General features: G+C 51.8%; 14 protein-coding genes. 10 read left to right on the plus strand and 4 right to left on the minus strand.

Annotated elements, in window-relative coordinates; all coding sequences use genetic code 11:
* The 8 genes from EYB31_RS37745 to gyrA all read left to right on the plus strand — a co-directional run.
* On the plus strand, positions 1-1,906 hold a 1,906-nt coding region (locus EYB31_RS37745; RefSeq protein ID WP_240763204.1), incomplete at its 5' end, for a dynamin family protein.
* Positions 1,907-2,217: 311 nt separating this feature from the next.
* Positions 2,218-4,110, plus strand: a complete 1,893-nt coding sequence (locus EYB31_RS37750; RefSeq protein WP_131018786.1) for an ABC transporter ATP-binding protein — start codon at positions 2,218-2,220, stop codon at positions 4,108-4,110.
* 212 nt (positions 4,111-4,322) lie between these two features.
* The gene (locus tag EYB31_RS37755; protein ID WP_131018815.1) at positions 4,323-6,146 is read left to right on the plus strand and encodes an ABC transporter ATP-binding protein; all 1,824 of its coding nucleotides are present in this window, start codon (positions 4,323-4,325) and stop codon (positions 6,144-6,146) included.
* A 234-nt stretch (positions 6,147-6,380) separates the two neighbouring features.
* Positions 6,381-7,199 (plus strand): GDSL-type esterase/lipase family protein, encoded by an 819-nt coding sequence (locus EYB31_RS37760; RefSeq protein WP_131018787.1) that lies wholly within the window; start codon positions 6,381-6,383, stop codon positions 7,197-7,199.
* 24 nt (positions 7,200-7,223) lie between these two features.
* Positions 7,224-8,171 (plus strand): ABC transporter ATP-binding protein, encoded by a 948-nt coding sequence (locus EYB31_RS37765; protein WP_131018817.1) that lies wholly within the window; start codon positions 7,224-7,226, stop codon positions 8,169-8,171.
* Positions 8,164-9,156: an ABC transporter permease gene (locus tag EYB31_RS37770; RefSeq protein WP_131018816.1), complete on the plus strand. Its 993-nt coding sequence runs from the start codon at positions 8,164-8,166 to the stop codon at positions 9,154-9,156. The genes EYB31_RS37765 and EYB31_RS37770 overlap by 8 nt, the downstream gene beginning before the upstream one ends.
* A 142-nt stretch (positions 9,157-9,298) precedes the next feature.
* Positions 9,299-11,272, plus strand: coding sequence for a DNA topoisomerase IV subunit B (gene parE, locus EYB31_RS37775; protein WP_131018788.1), 1,974 nt, complete (start codon positions 9,299-9,301; stop codon positions 11,270-11,272).
* Between the two features lie 101 nt (positions 11,273-11,373).
* The gene (gene gyrA, locus EYB31_RS37780; protein ID WP_131018789.1) at positions 11,374-13,809 is read left to right on the plus strand and encodes a DNA gyrase subunit A; all 2,436 of its coding nucleotides are present in this window, start codon (positions 11,374-11,376) and stop codon (positions 13,807-13,809) included.
* On the opposite strand, the gene EYB31_RS40525 is transcribed toward gyrA, so the two are convergent.
* A complete protein-coding gene (locus tag EYB31_RS40525) occupies positions 13,806-13,973 on the minus strand; it encodes a hypothetical protein (protein ID WP_165452819.1) in 168 nt (55 codons plus the stop codon). The genes gyrA and EYB31_RS40525 overlap by 4 nt on opposite strands.
* A 278-nt stretch (positions 13,974-14,251) precedes the next feature.
* Here EYB31_RS40525 and EYB31_RS37785 point away from each other — a divergent pair, with 278 nt between their 5' ends.
* Positions 14,252-14,656: a MarR family winged helix-turn-helix transcriptional regulator gene (locus tag EYB31_RS37785; protein ID WP_131018790.1), complete on the plus strand. Its 405-nt coding sequence runs from the start codon at positions 14,252-14,254 to the stop codon at positions 14,654-14,656.
* An 86-nt stretch (positions 14,657-14,742) separates the two neighbouring features.
* On the opposite strand, the gene EYB31_RS37790 is transcribed toward EYB31_RS37785, so the two are convergent.
* The 3 genes from EYB31_RS37790 to EYB31_RS37800 all read right to left on the minus strand — a co-directional run bounded on the left by EYB31_RS37790 (position 14,743) and on the right by EYB31_RS37800 (position 17,794).
* Positions 14,743-15,471 (minus strand): RluA family pseudouridine synthase, encoded by a 729-nt coding sequence (locus EYB31_RS37790; protein ID WP_131018791.1) that lies wholly within the window; start codon positions 15,469-15,471, stop codon positions 14,743-14,745.
* A complete protein-coding gene (locus EYB31_RS37795; protein WP_131018792.1) occupies positions 15,459-16,322 on the minus strand; it encodes a class I SAM-dependent methyltransferase in 864 nt (287 codons plus the stop codon). Before EYB31_RS37795 ends, EYB31_RS37790 begins: the two co-directional genes overlap by 13 nt.
* Positions 16,323-16,663: 341 nt before the next feature.
* Positions 16,664-17,794, minus strand: a complete 1,131-nt coding sequence (locus tag EYB31_RS37800) for a peptidylprolyl isomerase (protein WP_131018793.1) — start codon at positions 17,792-17,794, stop codon at positions 16,664-16,666.
* Positions 17,795-17,987: 193 nt separating this feature from the next.
* On the opposite strand from EYB31_RS37800, the gene glgB reads away from it, so the two are divergent.
* A complete protein-coding gene (glgB, locus tag EYB31_RS37805; RefSeq protein WP_131018794.1) occupies positions 17,988-19,922 on the plus strand; it encodes a 1,4-alpha-glucan branching protein GlgB in 1,935 nt (644 codons plus the stop codon).
* The last annotated feature ends 43 nt before the right edge of the window (positions 19,923-19,965 follow it).

Consider the following 19,965-nt stretch of genomic DNA (forward strand, 5'->3'; position numbering starts at 1 on the left):
GGGCGGCGCGCTCGGCGCGAGCCGCCACCGCGCGCGGCTCGCTGCCGCGGCGGCGCAGCTCACGGCGGCGGAGCGCGCCATCGGCGACATCCGCGCGCTCGCTTCGGTGGCGCGCGCGATGCGCGAGAAGGCCGGCCGGCTCGCCTCGAGCCGCTTCACGATCGCGCTGTTCGGCGCTTTCAGCGCGGGCAAATCTTCGTTTGCCAATGCGCTGATCGGCCAGCGTGTGCTGCCGGTGTCGCCGAATCCGACGACCGCGGCGATTAATAAAATCATGCCGCCGGAAGCCGATTGGCCGCACGGCAGCGTTAAAGTAAAGATGAAAACGCTGGATGCGCTGGGCAGCGACATTTTGCATTCGCTGAAGGTGCTTGGCTCTGAGAGCGCCGATCTGCCTTCAGCGATCCGCGCGATTGGCAAGCTGTCGCCCGCTCATGTGACGGCCAAGGGTAAACCGCATTTTACCTTTTTAAAAGCCGTAGAGAAGGGCTGGACGGCGGCTGAGCCGCATCTGGGCCAGGAGCTGCGCGTTGGTCTGGACGAATTCCGCGAATATGTGGCCGACGAAAGCAAATCGTGTTTTGTCGATTATATCGAGTTGTATTATTCCAATCCGTTGACTGAGCAGGGGATCGTATTTGTCGATACGCCGGGTGCGGATTCGATTAACGCGCGCCATACGGGAGTTGCTTTTAACTATATCAAAAACGCGGACGCGATCCTTTTTGTCACCTACTATAATCATGCGTTTTCGCAGGCGGACAGAGAATTTCTGCTGCAGCTCGGCCGGGTGAAAGACAGCTTTGAAATGGATAAAATGTTTTTTATCGTCAACGCCGCCGATCTGGCGTCGAGCCAAGAGGAACTGGACGGCGTCGTAAAACACGTCGAGGATAATTTGCTGACGCATGGCATCCGTCATCCGCGCATTTACCCTGTATCCAGCCAGCGCGCGCTGGAAGGCAAGCTGGCCGGTGATGCGGAGCTGCAGGAGCAATCCGGCTTGCCGCCGTTTGAACGGGATTTCGTGCAGTTCTCGCTGGAAGAGCTGACCGAAATCGCCGTCCGTTCCGGAGAGCAGGAAGTAAAGCGGGCGGCAAATGTGCTGGAGCAGTGGATGGTGGAGGCGCAAAGCGATGTGCAGCAGCGGCAGCGGAAAGCCGAAACGATCCGCGAGGCGCATGCCGCAGCCAAACGGCAGCTGCTTGACACGTCTGCGTCCAACGACGAACGGGAGCTGGCGAAAGAAATTCAAGAGCTGCTGTATTACGTGAAGCAGCGAACCTCGTACCGTTACGGGGAGCTGTTTAATCTGGCGTTTAACCCGTCGGCCTTCCGTGAGGACGGACGCGATACGAAGACGCTGATGCAGTCGGCGTGGGATGATTTGCTGGGCATGATCGCCTTTGATTTGACCCAGGAATCGCTGGCGACCACACTGCGGATTGAGAACAAAATGAACGAGTTGGGACGCAAGCGTTATGCGGCTTGGGAAGAGCAGATTGCCGGCAAGGTGGACGCTTATTCGGCCGGTGAATATGAGCCGGGCCGTTATGTGACGCCGCAGCTGGAGCTGAAGCTGGAAGTGGAAGACGTTCAGGTCAGATGGCTCGCCGGTTTTTATAAAAATGCCAAAGCTTTCTTTGAAGGGGATGGCAAAGCAAAGCTGAAAAACGAGCTGGAGCAAAAGCTTATCGAGCCGATGAACCGTTATGCCGCCGCACATGCCGAGCTTTTGGAGCATGCTTATGTCCGGCAATACGCGGAACGTTTCGATCAGCTGCGCGAGCTGCAGCTTTCCGCCTTGGAGGAACATGTGTCGGGCTTAACCGATGCGCTCGAAATGAAGCTTGATTTAGACGAGCTGCAGCGTAAGAAAGAGGAGCTGCTTACGTTGTTGAAGTAGCAAAGGAAAACAATGCGCAAAATCGCATGATTAAGGCAGGCTTTATCGTTTTAGCGATGAAGTTTTGCCTTTTTTTATCGTTTTTACTGAAAGGGTTTTCATTGGCGGGATTTGGCACCATTTACGTGAGATAGGTGGATCAGAGGCATTTTTTGTATGGAAACGGGGTTAAATGTGTCAAAACCATGAATTATGGAATAAGCGTTTGTTGCTCCATACGATTGATGGTGTTAATATTCATAAAAACGCTTGCAGACTCGCATATTTGGGCTTGTAAAGCGGACAACGGCACACAGGTGCGGGAGGGAAAAATGGAAGTTTTCAGGCAACTGAAAGAGTATTACTGGCCCGAGAGGCGCTTTCTGTTCGCGGCGATCATCAGCTTGCTGCTCGCGACGACATTGGGGCTTGTTTACCCCAATCTGCTACGGTATTTGATCGACGAGGTGATTTCCAAAAAGCAATTTGACGGCGTACCGTATTTGGCGCTGCTTGTCGTTTGCGTAGTCACCGTCAAAGGGCTGTTCATGCTGGGCCAAGGGATGACAAGCGGCCAATTGGCCAACCGTACCGCTTACAATTTGCGCAAAGCGTTGTACGAAAAACTGCAGTATTTGTCCTTTCAGTATTACGATCAAGCCCGCACCGGCGATTTGATGTCGCGTTTGACGGCCGATCTGCAGGCAGTGCGCGATTTTATCGGGTTTGGTTTTGTGCAAATTTTAAACGTGATCTTCATGTTTACGTTTGGCACCATCATGATGATGACCATCAGCTGGAAGCTGACGCTGCTGACCATGGTGGCGATGCCATTCCTGGTTTATACGGCGATCCGGTTTGAAGGGAAGATTCATCCGGCCTTTCGCCAAATCCGCAAATCAATGAGCGAGATGACCACCTCCGTTCAGGAAAATATTACGGGTGTACGCACCGTCAAGTCGTTTGCCCGGGAGATTCATGAAATCGATAAATTCGCCCAGCGCAATGGAGATTATAAGGACAATAACGTCGTTACCTCGAATATTTGGGCCAGGTACTTTCCGCGGATGGAATTTTTCGCAAATGCGAGTGTTGTTATTCTTCTGGGGGTCGGCGGTTATTTTGTGCTGGACCGGACGATCACGCTTGGCGAGCTTGTCGCCTGCTTCTCTCTGATCTGGTATATCATCGGTCCGATGTGGCAAATCGGATTTCACATTAACAACTACACGCAGTCCAAAGCGGCCGGCGAGAGGCTGCTGGAAATTTTGCATCAATACGTACACGTCAAAAACAAAGACAATGCAATTGTACTTAATCCGCAGCAAGTCAAGGGCCACGTCAAATTTGAAAATGTGACGTTTGCTTATCCGGATAAGCAGCCGGCGCTGCAGGACTTTAATCTGGATGCTCCCGCAGGTTCGATTATCGGATTGCTGGGCGGCACCGGTTCAGGCAAATCGACGGTCATTCAGCTACTGCTGAGGGCTTATAATGTCAGGCAGGGTAAAATTACGGTGGATGGCATCGACATCCGCGACGCCCAGCTGGAAAGCTTGCGCCAGCAAATGGCGATTGTGTTCCAGGAAACGTTTTTGTTCTCCTCAACGATCCGCAACAACATCGCTTACGGCATTCGTGACGTGTCGATGGAAGAAGTGGTACGGGCGGCTAAGTTCGCTAAAGCCCATGATTTTATTATGGAGCTGCCGCTGGGTTACGACACCATTGTCGGCGAACGCGGGCTGGGACTTTCCGGCGGACAGAAGCAGCGGATTGCGATTGCGCGGGCGCTGCTGAAAAACCCGAAAATTTTGATATTGGACGACGCGACAAGCGCCGTGGATATGGAAACCGAACATGAAATTCAGCAGGATTTGCAAGAAGTTATGCAGGGCCGCACCACGTTTATTATCGCCCACCGCATCTCGTCGCTGAAGCATGCCGATGAAATTATTGTGCTGGATGAAGGCCGTATTGTGCAGCGCGGCACTCACGAACAGCTGATGAAACAGGAGGGGCCTTATCTCAAAACGTACCGGATTCAGTTTGCCGATGATCTGTCAATCGACGGGAATCAGGCGCAGGGAGCTGCCGCTGGGAACGAAGCCGAAATGCTGGCCGATTCGGAGCGCTTGACCGCCGCCGCTTCGCAAACCGAAGACGAAGAGGACCTGTACCGCGATCCGAAAGTAACGCCGATATTTAAGAAACGGCTTTCTTGATGGAAAGCCCAAGTTAACGAAGCGGGCTTTCCTTCGGAAAGCCCAAGCATATCCTTACGAAGCGAACTTTGCTATCACAAAGTTCAGCATACTCTTACGAAGCGGGCTTTCCTTCGGAAAGCCAAGCATATCCTTACGAAGCGAACTTTCCTACGGAAAGTTCTTAGGAGGTAACCACCTTGAGTTCCACCGGTTCAGCAAAAGCGGGGCAAATTCCCGAAGACTCCAATCAAAAGCAAGGCGTGCAGCATCGTTTCGTATACCAGGACGATGTGCAGATCGAAAAACCGTTCGACTGGACGCAGATCAGGCGTCTGGGCAAATATATCAAACCATACGGCAGGCAGCTTTTGCCGGTCATGATTGTTATGATGTGTGTCGGCGCGTTGTCAAAGCTTTTTATTCCGCTGATTATCAGCTTTGCGATCGACAAGGCGCTGCTCGTCGGCAACGGAAAGCTGCTGGCGCTTTCCGTTGCAGGCATTTTGGCCTTGTATTTGATTCAATGGGTAGCCAATACATATCGGATCCGTTACACAAATACGATTGGCCAGCGCGTTATTTACGACTTGCGGGACGACTTGTTCAGCCATATTCAGAAGCTCAGCTTCAATTTCTTCGATAAACGTCCGGCCGGTTCGATTCTCGTACGGATTGTCAACTATGTCAATTCGCTGCAGGATTTGCTGACCAACGGTATCGTTAACTTGCTGATCGACTGCGTGCAGCTGACAGGCATCATTATTATTTTGCTCATTTTTAATTTCAAGCTTGGCGCCGCCATTATGATTACCGTTCCCATCATGTTCCTTGTTTCAACCAAGCTGCGGGTAGCCATTCGCCGGGCTTGGCAGCTGGTGCAGATCCGCACTTCGCGGATTAACGCCCACTTGAACGAATGTATTCAGGGCATCAAGGTAACGCAGGCTTTCACGCAGGAGAAGGAAAACATCGCTTTCTTCGACCATATGAACGTCGACAATACGAAACATTGGAACCGCGCCTCCACGATGAACCAAAGTTTTAACCCGATCATCGAAGTCACGGGAGCCATCGGTTATTGCATCTTGTTCTGGTACGGGGCTTACCTCATCCAGCAGGGGGAAATTACGGTGGGGCTGCTTGTCGCATTCGCCAACTACATCGGCAACTTCTGGGAGCCGATCAACCGGCTTGGCCAGATGTATTCCAACTTGCTTGTCGCGATGGCTTCTTCGGAGCGGATTTTTGAATTTATCGATGAACAGCCCTCTGTTCCCGAGAAGAAAAATCCGAGCGAACTGCCGCCCGCCAAGGGAGACATCCGCTTCGAAAATGTAGTGTTTGAATATGAGCCGGGCCGGCGGGCGTTAAAGGGGCTTAACCTGGACGTCAGCGCCGGGCAATCCATTGCCCTGGTAGGCCATACCGGTTCAGGCAAAAGCACGATCATCAACCTGCTCTGCCGCTTCTACGATGTAACAAGCGGAAGTATTACGATCGACGGTCACGATATTCGCGATGTGTCATTGAACAGCTTGCGTTCGCAGGTCGGCATCGTGCTGCAGGATACGTTTATTTTCTCCGGCACGATCCGCGACAATATCCGTTTCGGCCGGCTTAACGCCACCGACGAAGAGGTGGAGCAAGCAGCAAAGGCGGTCAGAGCGCACGATTTTATCGCAAAATTGCCCAGCGGCTACGATACCGAAGTGCAGGAGCGCGGTAACGTGCTGTCGATGGGGCAGCGCCAGCTGATCTCGTTTGCCAGAGCGCTGCTCGCTGATCCGCGCATTCTCATCTTGGATGAAGCGACGGCCAGCATCGATACCGAAACGGAGCTGAAAATTCAAGAGGCGCTGAAAACGCTGCTTAAGGGCCGCACGTCCTTTATTATTGCACACCGCCTGTCGACGATCCGGGGAGCCGACAATATCGTGGTCATGGACCACGGAGAGCTGATGGAAATGGGCGATCACAGCCAGCTGATGGAGCATAAAGGGATTTATCACGGCTTGATCCAAGCGCAGTACAAATTTTTAAAAGAAGTGATTTAATCTAGGGCCGTCTCTTGCAAAAGGAGGCGGCTTGTTTTAGAATAAAATAGGAACATATGATCCTATTTGATCATCCTAAGCATGAAACTGGCAATTCCGCTTAACACTACTAGCGGAGTTGTTTTTTTGTCCATTCCCGCTGGCACATATTTGCAAAATCGGATCAGAAGCTTTACTCTTGAACTATTGTTATGCATGTTTCACTTCAAGCTTGAGCTGTCGGGGGGACCATCGGTGAAATCGACAAAATGGATGTGGCGTACAGTAGCAGTTTGCGCCGTTCTTGCAACGGCCCTTTGTATTTTCGGATTTGTATATGGCGTAAATCAGATTATGTACCCAAAGGCATCCGCCGGTTTGCTGCAGCAGCAGCCTGCCGAAGAGGCCAAAAAAGCGGAACCGCTGGCGGACAAGCAGCAGGTCCGGATCGTGGCGTTGGGCGATTCTCTAACATCCGGAACGGGCGATTTGTCGGGAAAAGGTTATGTCGGACAAGTCCGCGACAAGCTGGAGAAACAGCTTGGCAAACCGGTATTTGTCTACAACAATTATGCCGTGCCGGGCTACCGCACCAAAGACGTGCTGACCGCTATCGATACGAAGAAGGATATGTCCGCGGCGCTCAAAGAAGCCGATCTTATCATGCTGACGATCGGCGGCAACGATTTATTTGAGGGCGGTACAGGCGTATTCGATCAAAGCAGCCAAGGTTTTAACGCCCAGGCCGCGGCAGAACGGATGCCGGAGGCGCTGAAGCGGCTCGAGACGATTCTCGACTATGTCGCCAAGCAGAACGATCAGGCGCCGATTTTTTATATCGGCTTGTATCATCCGTTTTTGGATATGGATCCGGCGCGGGAAGGGTCGGCGGTTGTTCAGAAATGGAATCAGGCGGCCTTCGAAATCGCGAATAAATATCCTCACATGATCATGGTGCCGACCTACGATTTGTTCGAATTGAACCTGAACAAATACCTTTACAGCGATCACTTTCATCCGAACCAGGACGGTTATGAGCGGATTGCCGAGCGGGTCGCTCAGATTTTGAAATAATGCGAAGAGGGGGCCTTCAGCTTGATGCATGAACGTGAAGTCGTCTTGTCCGTCAACCGGCTGCGCAAAAAACTAAGCGGCAAGTGGATCATAAAAGGCATTTCTTTTGAAGTGTACGCAGGAGAAATCTTTGGTTTTCTTGGTCCGAACGGCTCCGGGAAAACAACAACGATCCGGATGCTTGTCGATTTGATCGAACCTACGGAAGGCAGTGTGGAGATTTGCGGTTATGACGTGCACAAAGCTCATAACCAAGCGCTGCGAAATGTAGGTTGTATCGTGGAAAATCCGGAGTTGTATTCGTATTTGTCGGGCTGGGAGAACTTGGAGCATTTCGCCCGCATGCTGCCCGGCGTCGGCCAGCAGCGCATTCAGGAAGTGGTCGATATTGTCGGGATGGATCAGCGTATCCATGACAAGGTGCGCACTTATTCGCTGGGTATGCGGCAGCGGCTTGGAATCGCGCAGGCGCTGCTCGGGTATCCTAAACTTCTGATTTTGGATGAGCCGACCAATGGTTTGGATCCTCAAGGCATTAAAGAGATGCGTGAATTTATTAAACGGCTTGCCGCCACGGGTTTAAGCCTATTTGTGTCCAGTCATTTGCTCAGCGAAATCCAGATGATGTGCGATAGGGTGGCGATCATTAGCCATGGCGAGGTACTGCAGGTCGGCGAAGTCGATACGCTAATCGCACAAGCCGGCGGCAGGGTCGTATGGAACGTGCAGCCTGTCGAGCAGGCATTGTCCGTTTTTGCCGCAAACGATCATATTCAGGTTGCGGGACCGGTGAGTGCGGACGACTCCGGTGCCGGCGTTCATACCGTAACAACCCAGATGAATGAAGCGGACATTCCCGATTTGACCGCACAGATGGTGGCTGCCGGTGTCCGCATATATGGAGTGGAGACGAGAAATCCGACGCTGGAGGATTTGTTCCTGAACTTGACGGAGGGTGAGCGAATTGGGTAGCATATATCCGTTAATCCAAAACGAAAGTATTAAAATGCTCAAAAAAAAGCGGTTTTTGGTCGTGCTGCTTATTTTGGCCGCACTTATTCCGATGTTTACTTATGCGCAGTTCAAAGTATCGCAAAGCAATCTGAAGCAGTTCGGAACGGCGGATTGGCGTGTGGAGCTGCGGCAAAAAATTACGGATTATACGCGCAGCATTGGCAGCAACCGCGTTCCCGAAGAATGGAAGCAGTGGCGGCGCGTTGAGGTCAGCCGGCTGCAGTATTATTTGGACCGCGACATTAACCCTTCGGCGCCCAATGCGGTGACGTTTACGGTCGAGTTCATTAAAAACGCCATTAACCTGTTTATCCCGTTGATGGTCATGGTTATCGCATCCGACCTTGTGTCCTCCGAACATTCGAACGGAACGATTAAGCTGCTGCTAACCAGGCCGGTCGAACGATGGAAAATATTGCTAAGCAAGCTAATTACGCTTATCCTATTCATATCACTCACCGTATTATCGACGGCTGCTTTATGTTATTTGATTTCTGGTATCATATTCGGGTATGGTGGATGGGACATGCCTTTGTTTATTGGCTTCAAGGTGGCGGGTACGGAGCTTGATTTCAGCACAGTCCGGCCTGTCGGACAATGGTTGTATCTCATTATCGAATTCGGCCTCGTCTGGTTTGCGGCGCTGATCATCGGGGTGATGTCGCTGATGATTTCCGTGCTGGTGAGAAGCACCGCGGCGGGTATGGGCATCATGCTGGCGCTGATCATTGCCGGCACGATTTTGACGAATATGGTATCGTCTTGGGAGACGGCCAAATATTTGTTTATGGTCAATTTACGCTTAACGGACTACTTATCCGGCGCAATGCCGCCGATCAAAGGAATGAGCCTGGGATTCTCGTTAACCGTGCTTTCCATATGGGGAATTGCCTCGATTATCACCTCTTTTTGGGTATTTACGAAAAAAGACATCTTGAACTAGTCGGGATGAATGCATATAATGCACAATAGAACGTGTAACAAATAAGAAACAATTTCCAAGGATCGAAAATCAAGGATTCGTGACAACACGTAAGCCTTTGGTTTTTCGTCCGGACAGGATATTTTATTTAGGGGGAACCTCAATGCCCGAGCAGATCGACATATTTCCGAACACAGAAGCCCAAGCTTCCGACTACGGCGCAGACGACATTCAGGTTCTGGAGGGGCTCGTCGCTGTTCGCAAAAGGCCGGGCATGTATATTGGCAGCACCAGCTCTTCCGGCCTGCACCATCTTGTGTGGGAAATCGTAGATAATGCCGTGGACGAGCATTTGGCGAAATTTTGCTCGAAAATCGATGTAACGATACATAAAGATAACTCCGTCACCGTGACGGACAACGGCCGCGGCATTCCGACAGGGATGCACAAGGCGGGCATACCGACACCGCAAGTCGTCTTTACGATGCTGCATGCGGGGGGCAAATTCGGAGGCAACGGCTACAAAAAATCAGGCGGCCTTCACGGCGTCGGCGCATCCGTTACCAACGCGTTGTCCGAATGGCTGGAAGTCGTCATTTACCGTGAAGGCAAGACGCATCGCCAGCGGTTCGAATATTGGACCGGCCCGGACGGCAAGGAGCATGTCGGGGAACCGGTAACGGGTCTTGAAATTACGGGGAATACAAATAAAACCGGCACCAAAGTGACGTTTAAGCCGGACAAACGTGTTTTCCAAAACGGCATAGCGCTGAGCTACGATACGTTGTCCGAACGTCTGCAGGAAATCGCCTTTTTGAACTCCGGTCTGCAGGTGCATTTGAAAGATGAGCGCGCGGACAAAGAAGAAACCTTTCAATACGACGGCGGAGCCAGTCAATTCGTACAGTTTCTGAACGAAGAAAAGACGGTGCTGCACGATGTGATTCATTTTATGTCGGAGAAAGACGATATCGAGGTGGAAGTGGCGCTGCAGTACAATGACGGCTACACCGAAACGATTGTTTCTTTCGTCAACTCGATTCCGACCCGGGGCGGCGGCACGCATGAGACCGGGTTTAAAACCGCTTATACGCGCGTGCTGAACGATTATGCCCGGAAAAACGCCTTTTTGAAAGAAAAGGAGAAAAATTTGGACGGCCAGGATTTGCGCGAAGGCATGATGACCGTCATCAATGTGAAGATGGGCGAAGTCGAATTTGTCGGACAGACGAAGGACCAGCTTGGCAGCGCCTCGGCGCGCAGCGCGGTTGATTCGGTTGTAGCCGAGAAGATGGCCGTTTTCCTTGAGGAAAACCCGCAAACCGCGCAATTGATCATGAGAAAAGCGATTCAGTCGGCCAAAGCCCGCGAAGCGGCGCGTAAAGCCCGTGAGGAAGTGCGGAGCGGCAAGAAGGGCAAAAGCGAAAGCTCCAACTTGAACGGCAAGCTGACGCCGGCTCAATCCAAGGATTACACCCGCACCGAGCTGTTTATCGTGGAGGGCGACTCCGCGGGCGGTTCGGCCAAGCAGGGGCGGGATTCGAAATACCAGGCGATTCTGCCGCTGAAGGGCAAGCCGATGAATCCGGAGAAAGCCAAGCTGCTCGACATCATGCGCAACGAGGAGTATAAAGCGATTATTTCCGCCATTGGCGCAGGGGTTGGCCCCGAATTCGACCAATCCGAAAGCAACTATAGCAAAATCATCATTATGACCGATGCGGATACGGACGGCGCGCATATCCAAGTGCTGCTGCTGACATTTTTTTACCGGTACATGAAACCGCTCATTGACAACGGCAAAGTATATATCGCCCAGCCGCCGCTGTATAAAGTGACCAAAAAATCGGGCAAAACAAGCAATATCAGGTATGCTTGGACCGATGAGCAGCTCAGCGCTTTGACCAAGGAAATGGGCAAAAACCTGGAACTGCAGCGTTACAAGGGACTTGGCGAGATGAACCCCGACCAGCTGTGGGAAACAACGATGAATCCGGAATCCCGCACTTTGCTTCAGGTGCAGATCGAGGATGCGGCGAAAGCGGAAAGAAGGGTATCGACGTTAATGGGCGACAAGGTGGATCCGCGCAAGCGCTGGATTATCGAAAACGTCGATTTCACCGAATTCGAGGAGTAGACGCCTATGTCCGGGTGTCCGTGCAGTAGACCGCGCGGAATAAACGCCGGCTGCGCGAATTTGCAGGATAAAAGGCAACGTTATCGACAGGAGAGGTGTAAGTGAGCATACTCGAGAATTTTTTACCCGCGTATCTCGAAGAAATGGTTGGCGACCGGTTCGGCCGCTACTCTAAATATATTATTCAGGACCGAGCGATCCCCGATGTGCGGGACGGTCTGAAGCCGGTGCAGCGGCGCATATTGTATGCGATGTACGATGCCGGCAATACGCCGGACAAGCAGTACCGCAAATCGGCCAAAACCGTCGGCGACGTCATGGGCAACTACCATCCGCATGGCGATTCCTCGATCTATGACGGCATGGTGCGAATGGCTCAGCCATGGAAAATGGGCCATATGCTTGTGGATGGACACGGCAACTGGGGATCGATCGACGATGACCCGCCCGCCGCTATGCGGTATACCGAAGCAAGGCTGTCGGAGATTGCGATGGAACTGCTGCGCGATATCGAGAAACGCACTGTGCAATTTAAAGATAACTTCGATAATTCCACGAAGGAGCCGGTTGTGCTGCCTTCGCGTTTTCCAAATTTGCTTGTTAATGGGGTTAGCGGCATATCCGCCGGTTTTGCAACGGAAATTCCCCCGCATAACTTGCGTGAGGTTATCGATGCCTGCATTGCGCTGATGGACAATCCCGATCAATCCCTTGAGGATCTGATGGGCATCGTCAAAGGTCCCGATTTTCCCACCGGCGGCATTATTATGGGCGAAGAAGGAATCCGCGACGCATATCGTACCGGCAAAGGCCGGATTTACGTTCGCTCCAAAACGGATATTGAAGACCTGCGCGGCGGTAAACAGCAGATCGTTATTACGGAGATTCCTTACCAGGTCGTCAAGTCGCGGCTGGTTACGGCGATGGAAAATATCCGTCTGGAGAAAAAAATCGAAGGTATCGCCGAGGTGCGCGACGAAAGCGGCCGCAATGGTCTGCGGATCGTGGTAGAGCTGAAGAAAGAAGCCGATGCGCAAGGCATTTTGGCCTATTTGTTCAAGAAAACCGATCTTCAGGTGACCTACAATTTCAACATGGTCGCCATTGTCAACAAGACGCCGAAACAACTCGGCCTGCTGGACATTCTTCGCGCTTATATCGAGCACCAGAAGGAAGTTGTGACATTCCGTTCGCGTTATGAGCTGGAAAAAGCGGAAGACCGCGCCCATGTGCTTGAAGGTTTGGTGAAGGCGCTCAATATTTTGGACGAAGTGATCGCCACGATCAAAGCTTCCAAAAACCGCCAGGACGCGCAAAACAACTTGGTGCAGCAATATGGATTCACCGAACGCCAAGCCGATGCGATTCTGACTTTGCAATTATACCGGCTGACGAATCTGGAGATTCATTCACTGGAAAAAGAGCACAAGGAAGCGATGAAAACGATCGCGTACTTGCAAGGTATCTTGTCCAGCACCAAGAAGCTGCTTGGCGTCATCAAGGAGGAAATAACGGGAATCCGCAATAAATACGGGATTGACCGGCGTTCCGACATACAAGGCGAAGTCGAAGAGCTGAAGGTCAACCTGGAAGTGATGGTGACGGCGGAGGATGTGTACGTGACCTTGTCCAACGAGGGCTACATCAAGCGGACAAGCAAGCTGTCGTTCACCCGTTCAGGCGGCGAGATCGAAAACACCGGCGTCAAAGAAGGCGACTATGTGCGCCATCTGCTGGAGGTCAACACGCTGGAGAGCCTGATGATTTTCACCCAGAAAGGCCAGTATTATTTACTTCCCGTACATCAGGTGCCCGAATACAAGTGGAAGGAAAACGGTACGGCGATCGTCAACGTCATCCCGATTCCGAAAGATGACCGGATCGTTAATGTCATTCCGATCAAAGATTTTGAGGATCCCGGCAAATCCGTTGTGTTTGTTACGAAAAACGGCCAGGTCAAACGCACCGAGCTGAAGGAGTATATGACCAACCGCACGACCGGCATCGTGGCCTGCAAGCTGGGTGAAGGCGACGCCGTTATCGATGTGAGGTTGAGCCAGAACAATAAGGAGATTCTGCTTGTTACGAAGCTGGGGCTCAGCATCCGTTTCCGCGAAGATGAAGTGAATCCGATGGGCCGTGCTGCCGCGGGCGTAAGAGGTATTCAACTGAAGGAAGACGATGAAGTCATCGCTTCCGAGTGGGTGGAGGGCGAGGAGGGAGAAGTGTTCGTCATCTCCGATCTTGGTTACGCCAAACGTTCGCTGCTGATGGATTACTCCGTGCAAGGACGGGGCGGCAAAGGGATCTTTACCTTCGAATTCAAAGAGGGCAAGCGGGTCAAACCAAACGGCTCCAGACTCGTTCGAGCTTTTGCAGTCAAAGAAGCGTTCCACCTGGTTGCGGTACTGGGAAGCGGGCCGAAAATTACGATCTATACCGAAGACGGTCCGATCGAAGAACGCAAATCGTTCGGGAAGCAGATTGTTGCCGTGGATAAAAACGATGCGATCACCGACGTGCTCCGGCTGTCTTAATCATAACTTGAATATTCGCTTTCCAGCTTGTTAGCCAGCTGAAGCGCCAGTTCCAAGACGACCCACAACGGAACAAGCTCATCCAGCTTGTGCATCCATTGCGGGTCGTTTATTATGCCTTTCTCCAGAGCTTTTTCCGCAATTTTTATTTTCCATTCCTCCATTACAGAACGCTCCTTTACTCAAAGTGAATGTTCAAACTTCGTGATCAAAAGACGACTTTTTGAGCAACCTCTCAAAAAAAAATTTTTTTCGGCGGGCCGCAAATACGACAAGCCTCAACAGTGCGTCATCCGCCTATATGGCAGTATATGTAGAATCGGGTCAAACGGTACTTTTTTTTGGCTAGGCTTGTCCTAAAATGTTAACGGGATTAACCTTTTTTTCGCGCGAAAACCTTGGTATAATAAAGGAAAAGTCTGGTTCTACAGGAGATGATATTGTGATATCGAGCGATTTTGTCAAAGTTTGGTCCAAGCTCTCCAAAGAAATACATACGTATATGGATTCCCAGCTTTCGCCCGCACTGACCGAAGGGCAGCTTAACGTGCTGGAACTGTTATCCTCGAACGACCGCATGAAACCATCCGATTTTATCGATTATTTGGCAACGACTCCTGCCGCGATTACGACGCTGCTTGACCGCATGGAAAAAGGCGAGCTGATCGTCAGAGAAAGGGACGAGAAGGACCGCCGCATCGTGTGGGTCATCATGACCGAAAAAGGCCAGCGGGAATGCGCGCGGGGACTGGGACTCCGCGAAGAGTTCATTCGCCAATATTTAAGCCGCATCTCCTCCCATAACCAGCAGCTGCTCGTTTATTTGCTCGGGAAGATGGCGGGTTGAACGGCAAAAAAGCCGGAACCCGAAGGTCCGGCTGGTATGAAGGAACACGATAAGTGAGACTTGCTGCAATCACTCAATCATTCGCTTTATTCGGCGCCGCCAATCAGTTCCCGGTTCCACAACGTCCAAGGCTCCTCTTCGGGAGGCAGCGACGTGAAGCTCAGCGGTTCTTTGGTCGTAGGGTGTTCAAAGCTTAAATGCGTCGCCCATAACGCGATTTGCTGGCCAGGACGGTTTACCGCCGCGCCGTAACGCTGATCGCCGTATAACGGGCAGCCGATCGTTTGAAATTGGACGCGGATTTGATGCGGCCGGCCTGTATGCAGATGCACGCGGACAAGGGACAAGCCCCCGGAGGAAGCAAGCACGCGGTAATCGAGAATCGCCTCTTTGGCGCCTTCTGTTCCCGGCGGCACGGAGGTTACGGTGTTCGTCCGCGTGTCTTTGAGCAAATAATGCTTCAGCGTGTCTTGCGGGGCCTGGGGTTTGCCGCGGACAACCGCTGTGTACGTTTTGCTGATGGAGCGTGTTCTGACCGCATCGGACAGTCTGGAGGCGGCCTTCGACGTTTTGGCGAACACCATCGCCCCGCCGACCGGACGGTCCAGTCTGTGCACCAAGCCGAGGTACACGTTGCCGGGTTTGCTGTATCGCTGCTTCAAATCGTCTTTGAGGAAACTTAGCAAATCCGGGTCTCGGGATTCGTCTTCTTGTGTTGGCATATTAACCGGTTTGACAACGACAAGCAGATGGTTGTCTTCGTACAGAATCGGAACGCTGGGAAAAGCGGAGGAAGGCACGGTTAGGCCTCCCATCGTCCCAAAATCCCGCAAGGCAGCGATAAGCCGGATTTGGTGATCGGAAGTCCAATCTCTCCGCTTGTGATCGTGCCTTGGAATTTGCGGCCCAAAGATAAGCTCAGCACGTTGGTCAGCACACTTGCCGACAAGCCGGTCGTATACGAATTAATCAGGAAAAATAACGGTTGATCCGTTAAGATGCTCATGCAGGATTCGATAAACGGATACAAGTCGGTTTCGAGTTTCCACGTTTCGCCGTTCGGCCCGCGTCCGTAAGAGGGCGGGTCCATGATAATGGCATCGTATTTGCTGCCGCGCCGCTGTTCGCGCTGCACGAACTTAAACACGTCGTCGGTAATAAAACGGACCGGACGGTCGCCGAGGCCCGACAGGTGCAGGTTTTCTTTGGCCCATTGTACAACGCCCTTGGAAGCGTCGACGTGGCATACGTCCGCGCCGGCGTAAGCACAAGCGACAGAAGCTCCGCCCGTATAGGCAAACAGGTTAAGCACACGGATTTTTCGGCCGGAATGGGCGATTTTATCCATCATCCATCTCCAGTTCACGGCTTGCTCCGGGAACAAACCCGTATGCTTAAAGCCTGTCGGCTTAATGTAGAACTGAAGCTGGTCATAACGAATCGTCCAGCGCTCCGGGATACTTTGGCGGTATTCCCATTCGCCGCCGCCGCTGGAGCTGCGATGGTAATGCGCGTCGGCATTTTTCCATTCGCCGGTTTCCTTGACGATAGGCCATATAATCTGCGGATCCGGCCGGCGCAGCACCACATTGCCCCAGCGCTCGAGCTTCTCGCCGCTGCCAGTATCTATCAATTCGTAATCCATCCAATCCTGAGCTGCAAACATATGTGAAAATTCCTTCTTTCGTTCATGTTCTAGTGTCCAACTTCATATTGTACATGATGTGGCAGAAGAATACAAAATCCCCCTGTATAGGAGGCCACTGAAAAAAAGAACGCTGCATGAGCGAATCATGCTTACGATCGCCCATTGTCCCCAAATTTCTTGAATAGTACCTGCTTGTAGCAGGTGAAATTCGGGGACAAAAGCGAACGCTGATGCTTCTCCAGCATGATTTCGCTCACTCCGCTACTTTTTCGGTAGTCCCAGGGGCCTTGGCTCCGGTAACGATTCGGGGCGTTTTACCGCAAAAAAAGCCGCACAAGGCGGCTTAAGAATGCGGCGTTTTACTTCGGCATCGTGATGTTTTGAATGATTTCGTTTAATTCGCCGCCCATAAAGCTATTGTACTCGCTGCTAACCGTTTGGGCTTTCAGCTCGTCCTTCACTTCTTCAAACGGCATATTTTTGCGCAGCTCCACTCTCATGACATGGTAGCCGTAATCGGTTTCCACCGGATCGCTGACTTGGTTTAATTCCAGCGTCAGAGCCGCTTGGCGGAACGGAGCGACCCAATTGTTAACGGGAGCATTTTCGTATAAACCGCCGTTTTGCTTGGAGCCGGGATCATCGGAATACTCTCCGGCGAGCTTGGCAAAATCCGCGCCGTTCTTTAATTTGTCTTCGACTTCCTGGGCGCGTTTCAAGGCGTCATCTTTCGATCTTGCCTTGCCGTCGCTGTCCGTGAAGCCGATCAGGATGTGGCGAACCGATGCCATCGTATATTCGCCTTTCTGAAATTTGATCGAGTAGTCGTACAGCGATTGAAGCCGTTCGTCGGTTGCTTTCAGTTCCAGCACTTTCTGCGCTGTGATCGCTCCCGTAATGTACTGCTTGAGGTCGTCTTCTTGAAGTCCTGCATCCTTTAACTGCCCGGCGAAGTCGACGGTGCTTTGACTTGCAAAATACTCTTTGATCTGTTTGAGATGCTCGTCAACAATGGGAGTCACCTCGTTTTTGATGTCATCGGTGGCGCGGTCGCTTAATACGCGGTAGCTAATCATCTGTCTCAACAGATTTTCCTTGTAATTCGACGTGCTCTCGCGTGGTTTGTTGCTTGGATCAAGGAAGCTGATCACGGATACGTACCGGCTTAGCTCGCCCCATGTGACGGTACCGCTCTTATACGTGGCGACAACGGCCTTATCGTATTTGCCGATCCAGATCGTTTCGTTCTCGGGATCCCAGTTCACGTCTTTACCCAGCGCTTCGCTGAGAAAACGGATCGGTACATAGGTTGTGCCGTCATACACGATGCTTTGCTGATCATCCGGCTGCGCGATTTCTTTCCCGTCGAACATAAATTTCAGCTTTTTCATGACTACGTCTATTTGTGCGCTATCTGCAAAAGCGATGGAGCCGCTCAGCATGACGCCGACGGACATGCCAATAATCATACCTTTTAATTTGTCTTTCACTTTGTCACTTCCACCTTTCGTATCGATCCTTAAACTATTCTCCTTTATGGCTGTGAAATCCTCCTTTTTTGTCGATTAGTGCGAAAATTTGTGAAAAACTCGTGAAAATGGCGTGGATGGAAAGGAATTTTACATAGCGATGTAGTATTTGTGATATGAGGAATCCAATCCACTTCCTAAAGGGGATGACACCATGGAAAGCTTATTCCCGAGCGCCGAAGACTTGCGTTTATTTCATGAGGGCGGTTTGCATGACAGCTACCGCGTATTCGGAGCGCACCTGATGACGTGGAACGGCATCTCCGGTGTCCGATTTACCGTCTGGGCTCCGCATGCGAGCGCGGTTCGCATCGCAGGTGATTTTAACCTGTGGGACGGCCGCAGCCATCCGTTGAAGCGAATCACCGCAAATGGCGTGTGGTTTGCTTTTATCCCAGGGGTTAGGGAGGGGGACTTGTACAAGTATGAGCTGGAAACCTCAAACGGCACGCTGAACTGGAAAGCCGATCCTTACGCGTTTTACTCCGAACTCAGGCCCGGCACCGCATCCCGTGTTTATGAGCTGGGCGGTTACGAGTGGAACGACCGCGAATGGAGAAACAAGAAATCCGCGGCTTCCCCTTATCATGAACCGATGCTGATTTACGAGGTGCATCTGGGTACATGGAAAAAGGACAAAGACGGCAACAGTTTATCGTACCGTGAGCTCGCTGACGATCTTGTGCGTTACGCGGCGGAGATGGGTTTCACCCACATTGAGCTGCTGCCGTTGTCGGAGCATCCGTACGACCGATCCTGGGGATATCAGGCCACGGGATATTATTCGGTCACGAGCCGGTTCGGCGAACCCAAAGATTTCATGTATTTGGTCGACCGCTGTCATCAAAGCGGGATCGGCGTCATCATGGACTGGGTGCCCGGGCATTTCGTCAAAGATGAACACGGATTGCGCCGTTTTGACGGCGAGCCGCTGTACGAGCCTGCGGATTCCAGACTTGCGGAGAAAAAAGAATGGGGGACGCTGGCCTTTGATTTTTCCCGGCCGGAGGTTGTCAGTTTCTTGATCTCGAACGCTTTGTTCTGGATGGAGCAATTTCATATCGACGGGCTTCGCGTGGATGCGGTGGCCAGTATGTTGTACCTCAATTTTTGCAAACCGCCTGAGGACTGGGTAACCAATTCGCAGGGCGGATACGAGAACCTGCAAGCCGTCCGTTTCTTGCAAACGCTGAATGAAACGGTATTCTCCCGTTTCCCGGACACGCTGATGATGGCCGAGGATTCCAGCGATTGGCCGCTTGTGACGGCGCCGGTATATGCCGGAGGGCTTGGTTTTAATTACAAGTGGAACATGGGCTGGATGAACGATTTGCTTGCCTTTATGGAACTTGATCCGCTGTTCCGCAAGAACAGCCATCAGAAGTTGACGTTCTCGTTTATGTACACATTTACGGAAAATTACGTGCTCCCTTTGTCTCATGACGAGGTGGTGCACGGTAAAAAATCTTTGTTAAATAAAATGCCCGGCGATTATTGGCAAAAATTCGCCAATTTGCGCGCACTGTACGGTTATATGATGGCCCATCCCGGTAAGAAGCTGCTTTTTATGGGCGGTGAATTCGGTCAGTTTGACGAGTGGAAAGATCTGGAGGATGTGGACTGGGAAATGATCGAGCAATACGACAGCCACCGGAGCATGTTGCGTTATACCCGCGATATCAATCACTTTTACCTGCAAGAACGGTCTTTATGGGAGCTGGACCATCACCCGGACGGCTTTCAATGGATCGATCCTCACGACGACTCCCAGAGCATTGTTACCTACATGAGAAAAGCCAAACAGCAGGACGATTACCTCATCTTTGTTTGCAATTTTACTCCCGAATTTCACGCCGATTACCGAATTGGCGTACCGGAGCAGATCCGGTACAAAGAACTGTTCAACAGCGATTTGCCGCAATACGGAGGCTCCGGCCTGCAAAATTCCGGACTTCTTGAAGCGGAAGCGATCCCGTGGCACAACCAGCCGTATAGTGTCCGCATTGCCGTGCCGCCGCTTTCCGCCGTTTGGTTCAAACCTGAGCGCACACGGAAAAGATCGGCCCGCAAAACCAAAACAAAGGTATAGTCCCTACAAAGACCCGCCGGTTCAGGCAAACCGATAAGGAGGC

Origin of the sequence: Paenibacillus thalictri (assembly GCF_004307995.1) — a bacterium.
In the GTDB taxonomy this organism is placed as follows: Bacteria; Bacillota; Bacilli; order Paenibacillales; family NBRC-103111; genus Paenibacillus_AF; species Paenibacillus_AF thalictri.

Coding starts and splice junctions, on each gene's coding strand:
- EYB31_RS37750 (WP_131018786.1), top strand. CDS start 2,218: ATGGAAGTTTTCAGGCAACTGAAAGAGTATTACTGGCCCGAGAGGCGC.
- EYB31_RS37765 (WP_131018817.1), top strand. CDS start 7,224: ATGCATGAACGTGAAGTCGTCTTGTCCGTCAACCGGCTGCGCAAAAAA.
- parE (WP_131018788.1), top strand. CDS start 9,299: ATGCCCGAGCAGATCGACATATTTCCGAACACAGAAGCCCAAGCTTCC.
- EYB31_RS40525 (WP_165452819.1), bottom strand. CDS start 13,973: ATGGAGGAATGGAAAATAAAAATTGCGGAAAAAGCTCTGGAGAAAGGC.
- EYB31_RS37790 (WP_131018791.1), bottom strand. CDS start 15,471: ATGGGAGGCCTAACCGTGCCTTCCTCCGCTTTTCCCAGCGTTCCGATT.
- EYB31_RS37795 (WP_131018792.1), bottom strand. CDS start 16,322: ATGTTTGCAGCTCAGGATTGGATGGATTACGAATTGATAGATACTGGC.
- glgB (WP_131018794.1), top strand. CDS start 17,988: ATGGAAAGCTTATTCCCGAGCGCCGAAGACTTGCGTTTATTTCATGAG.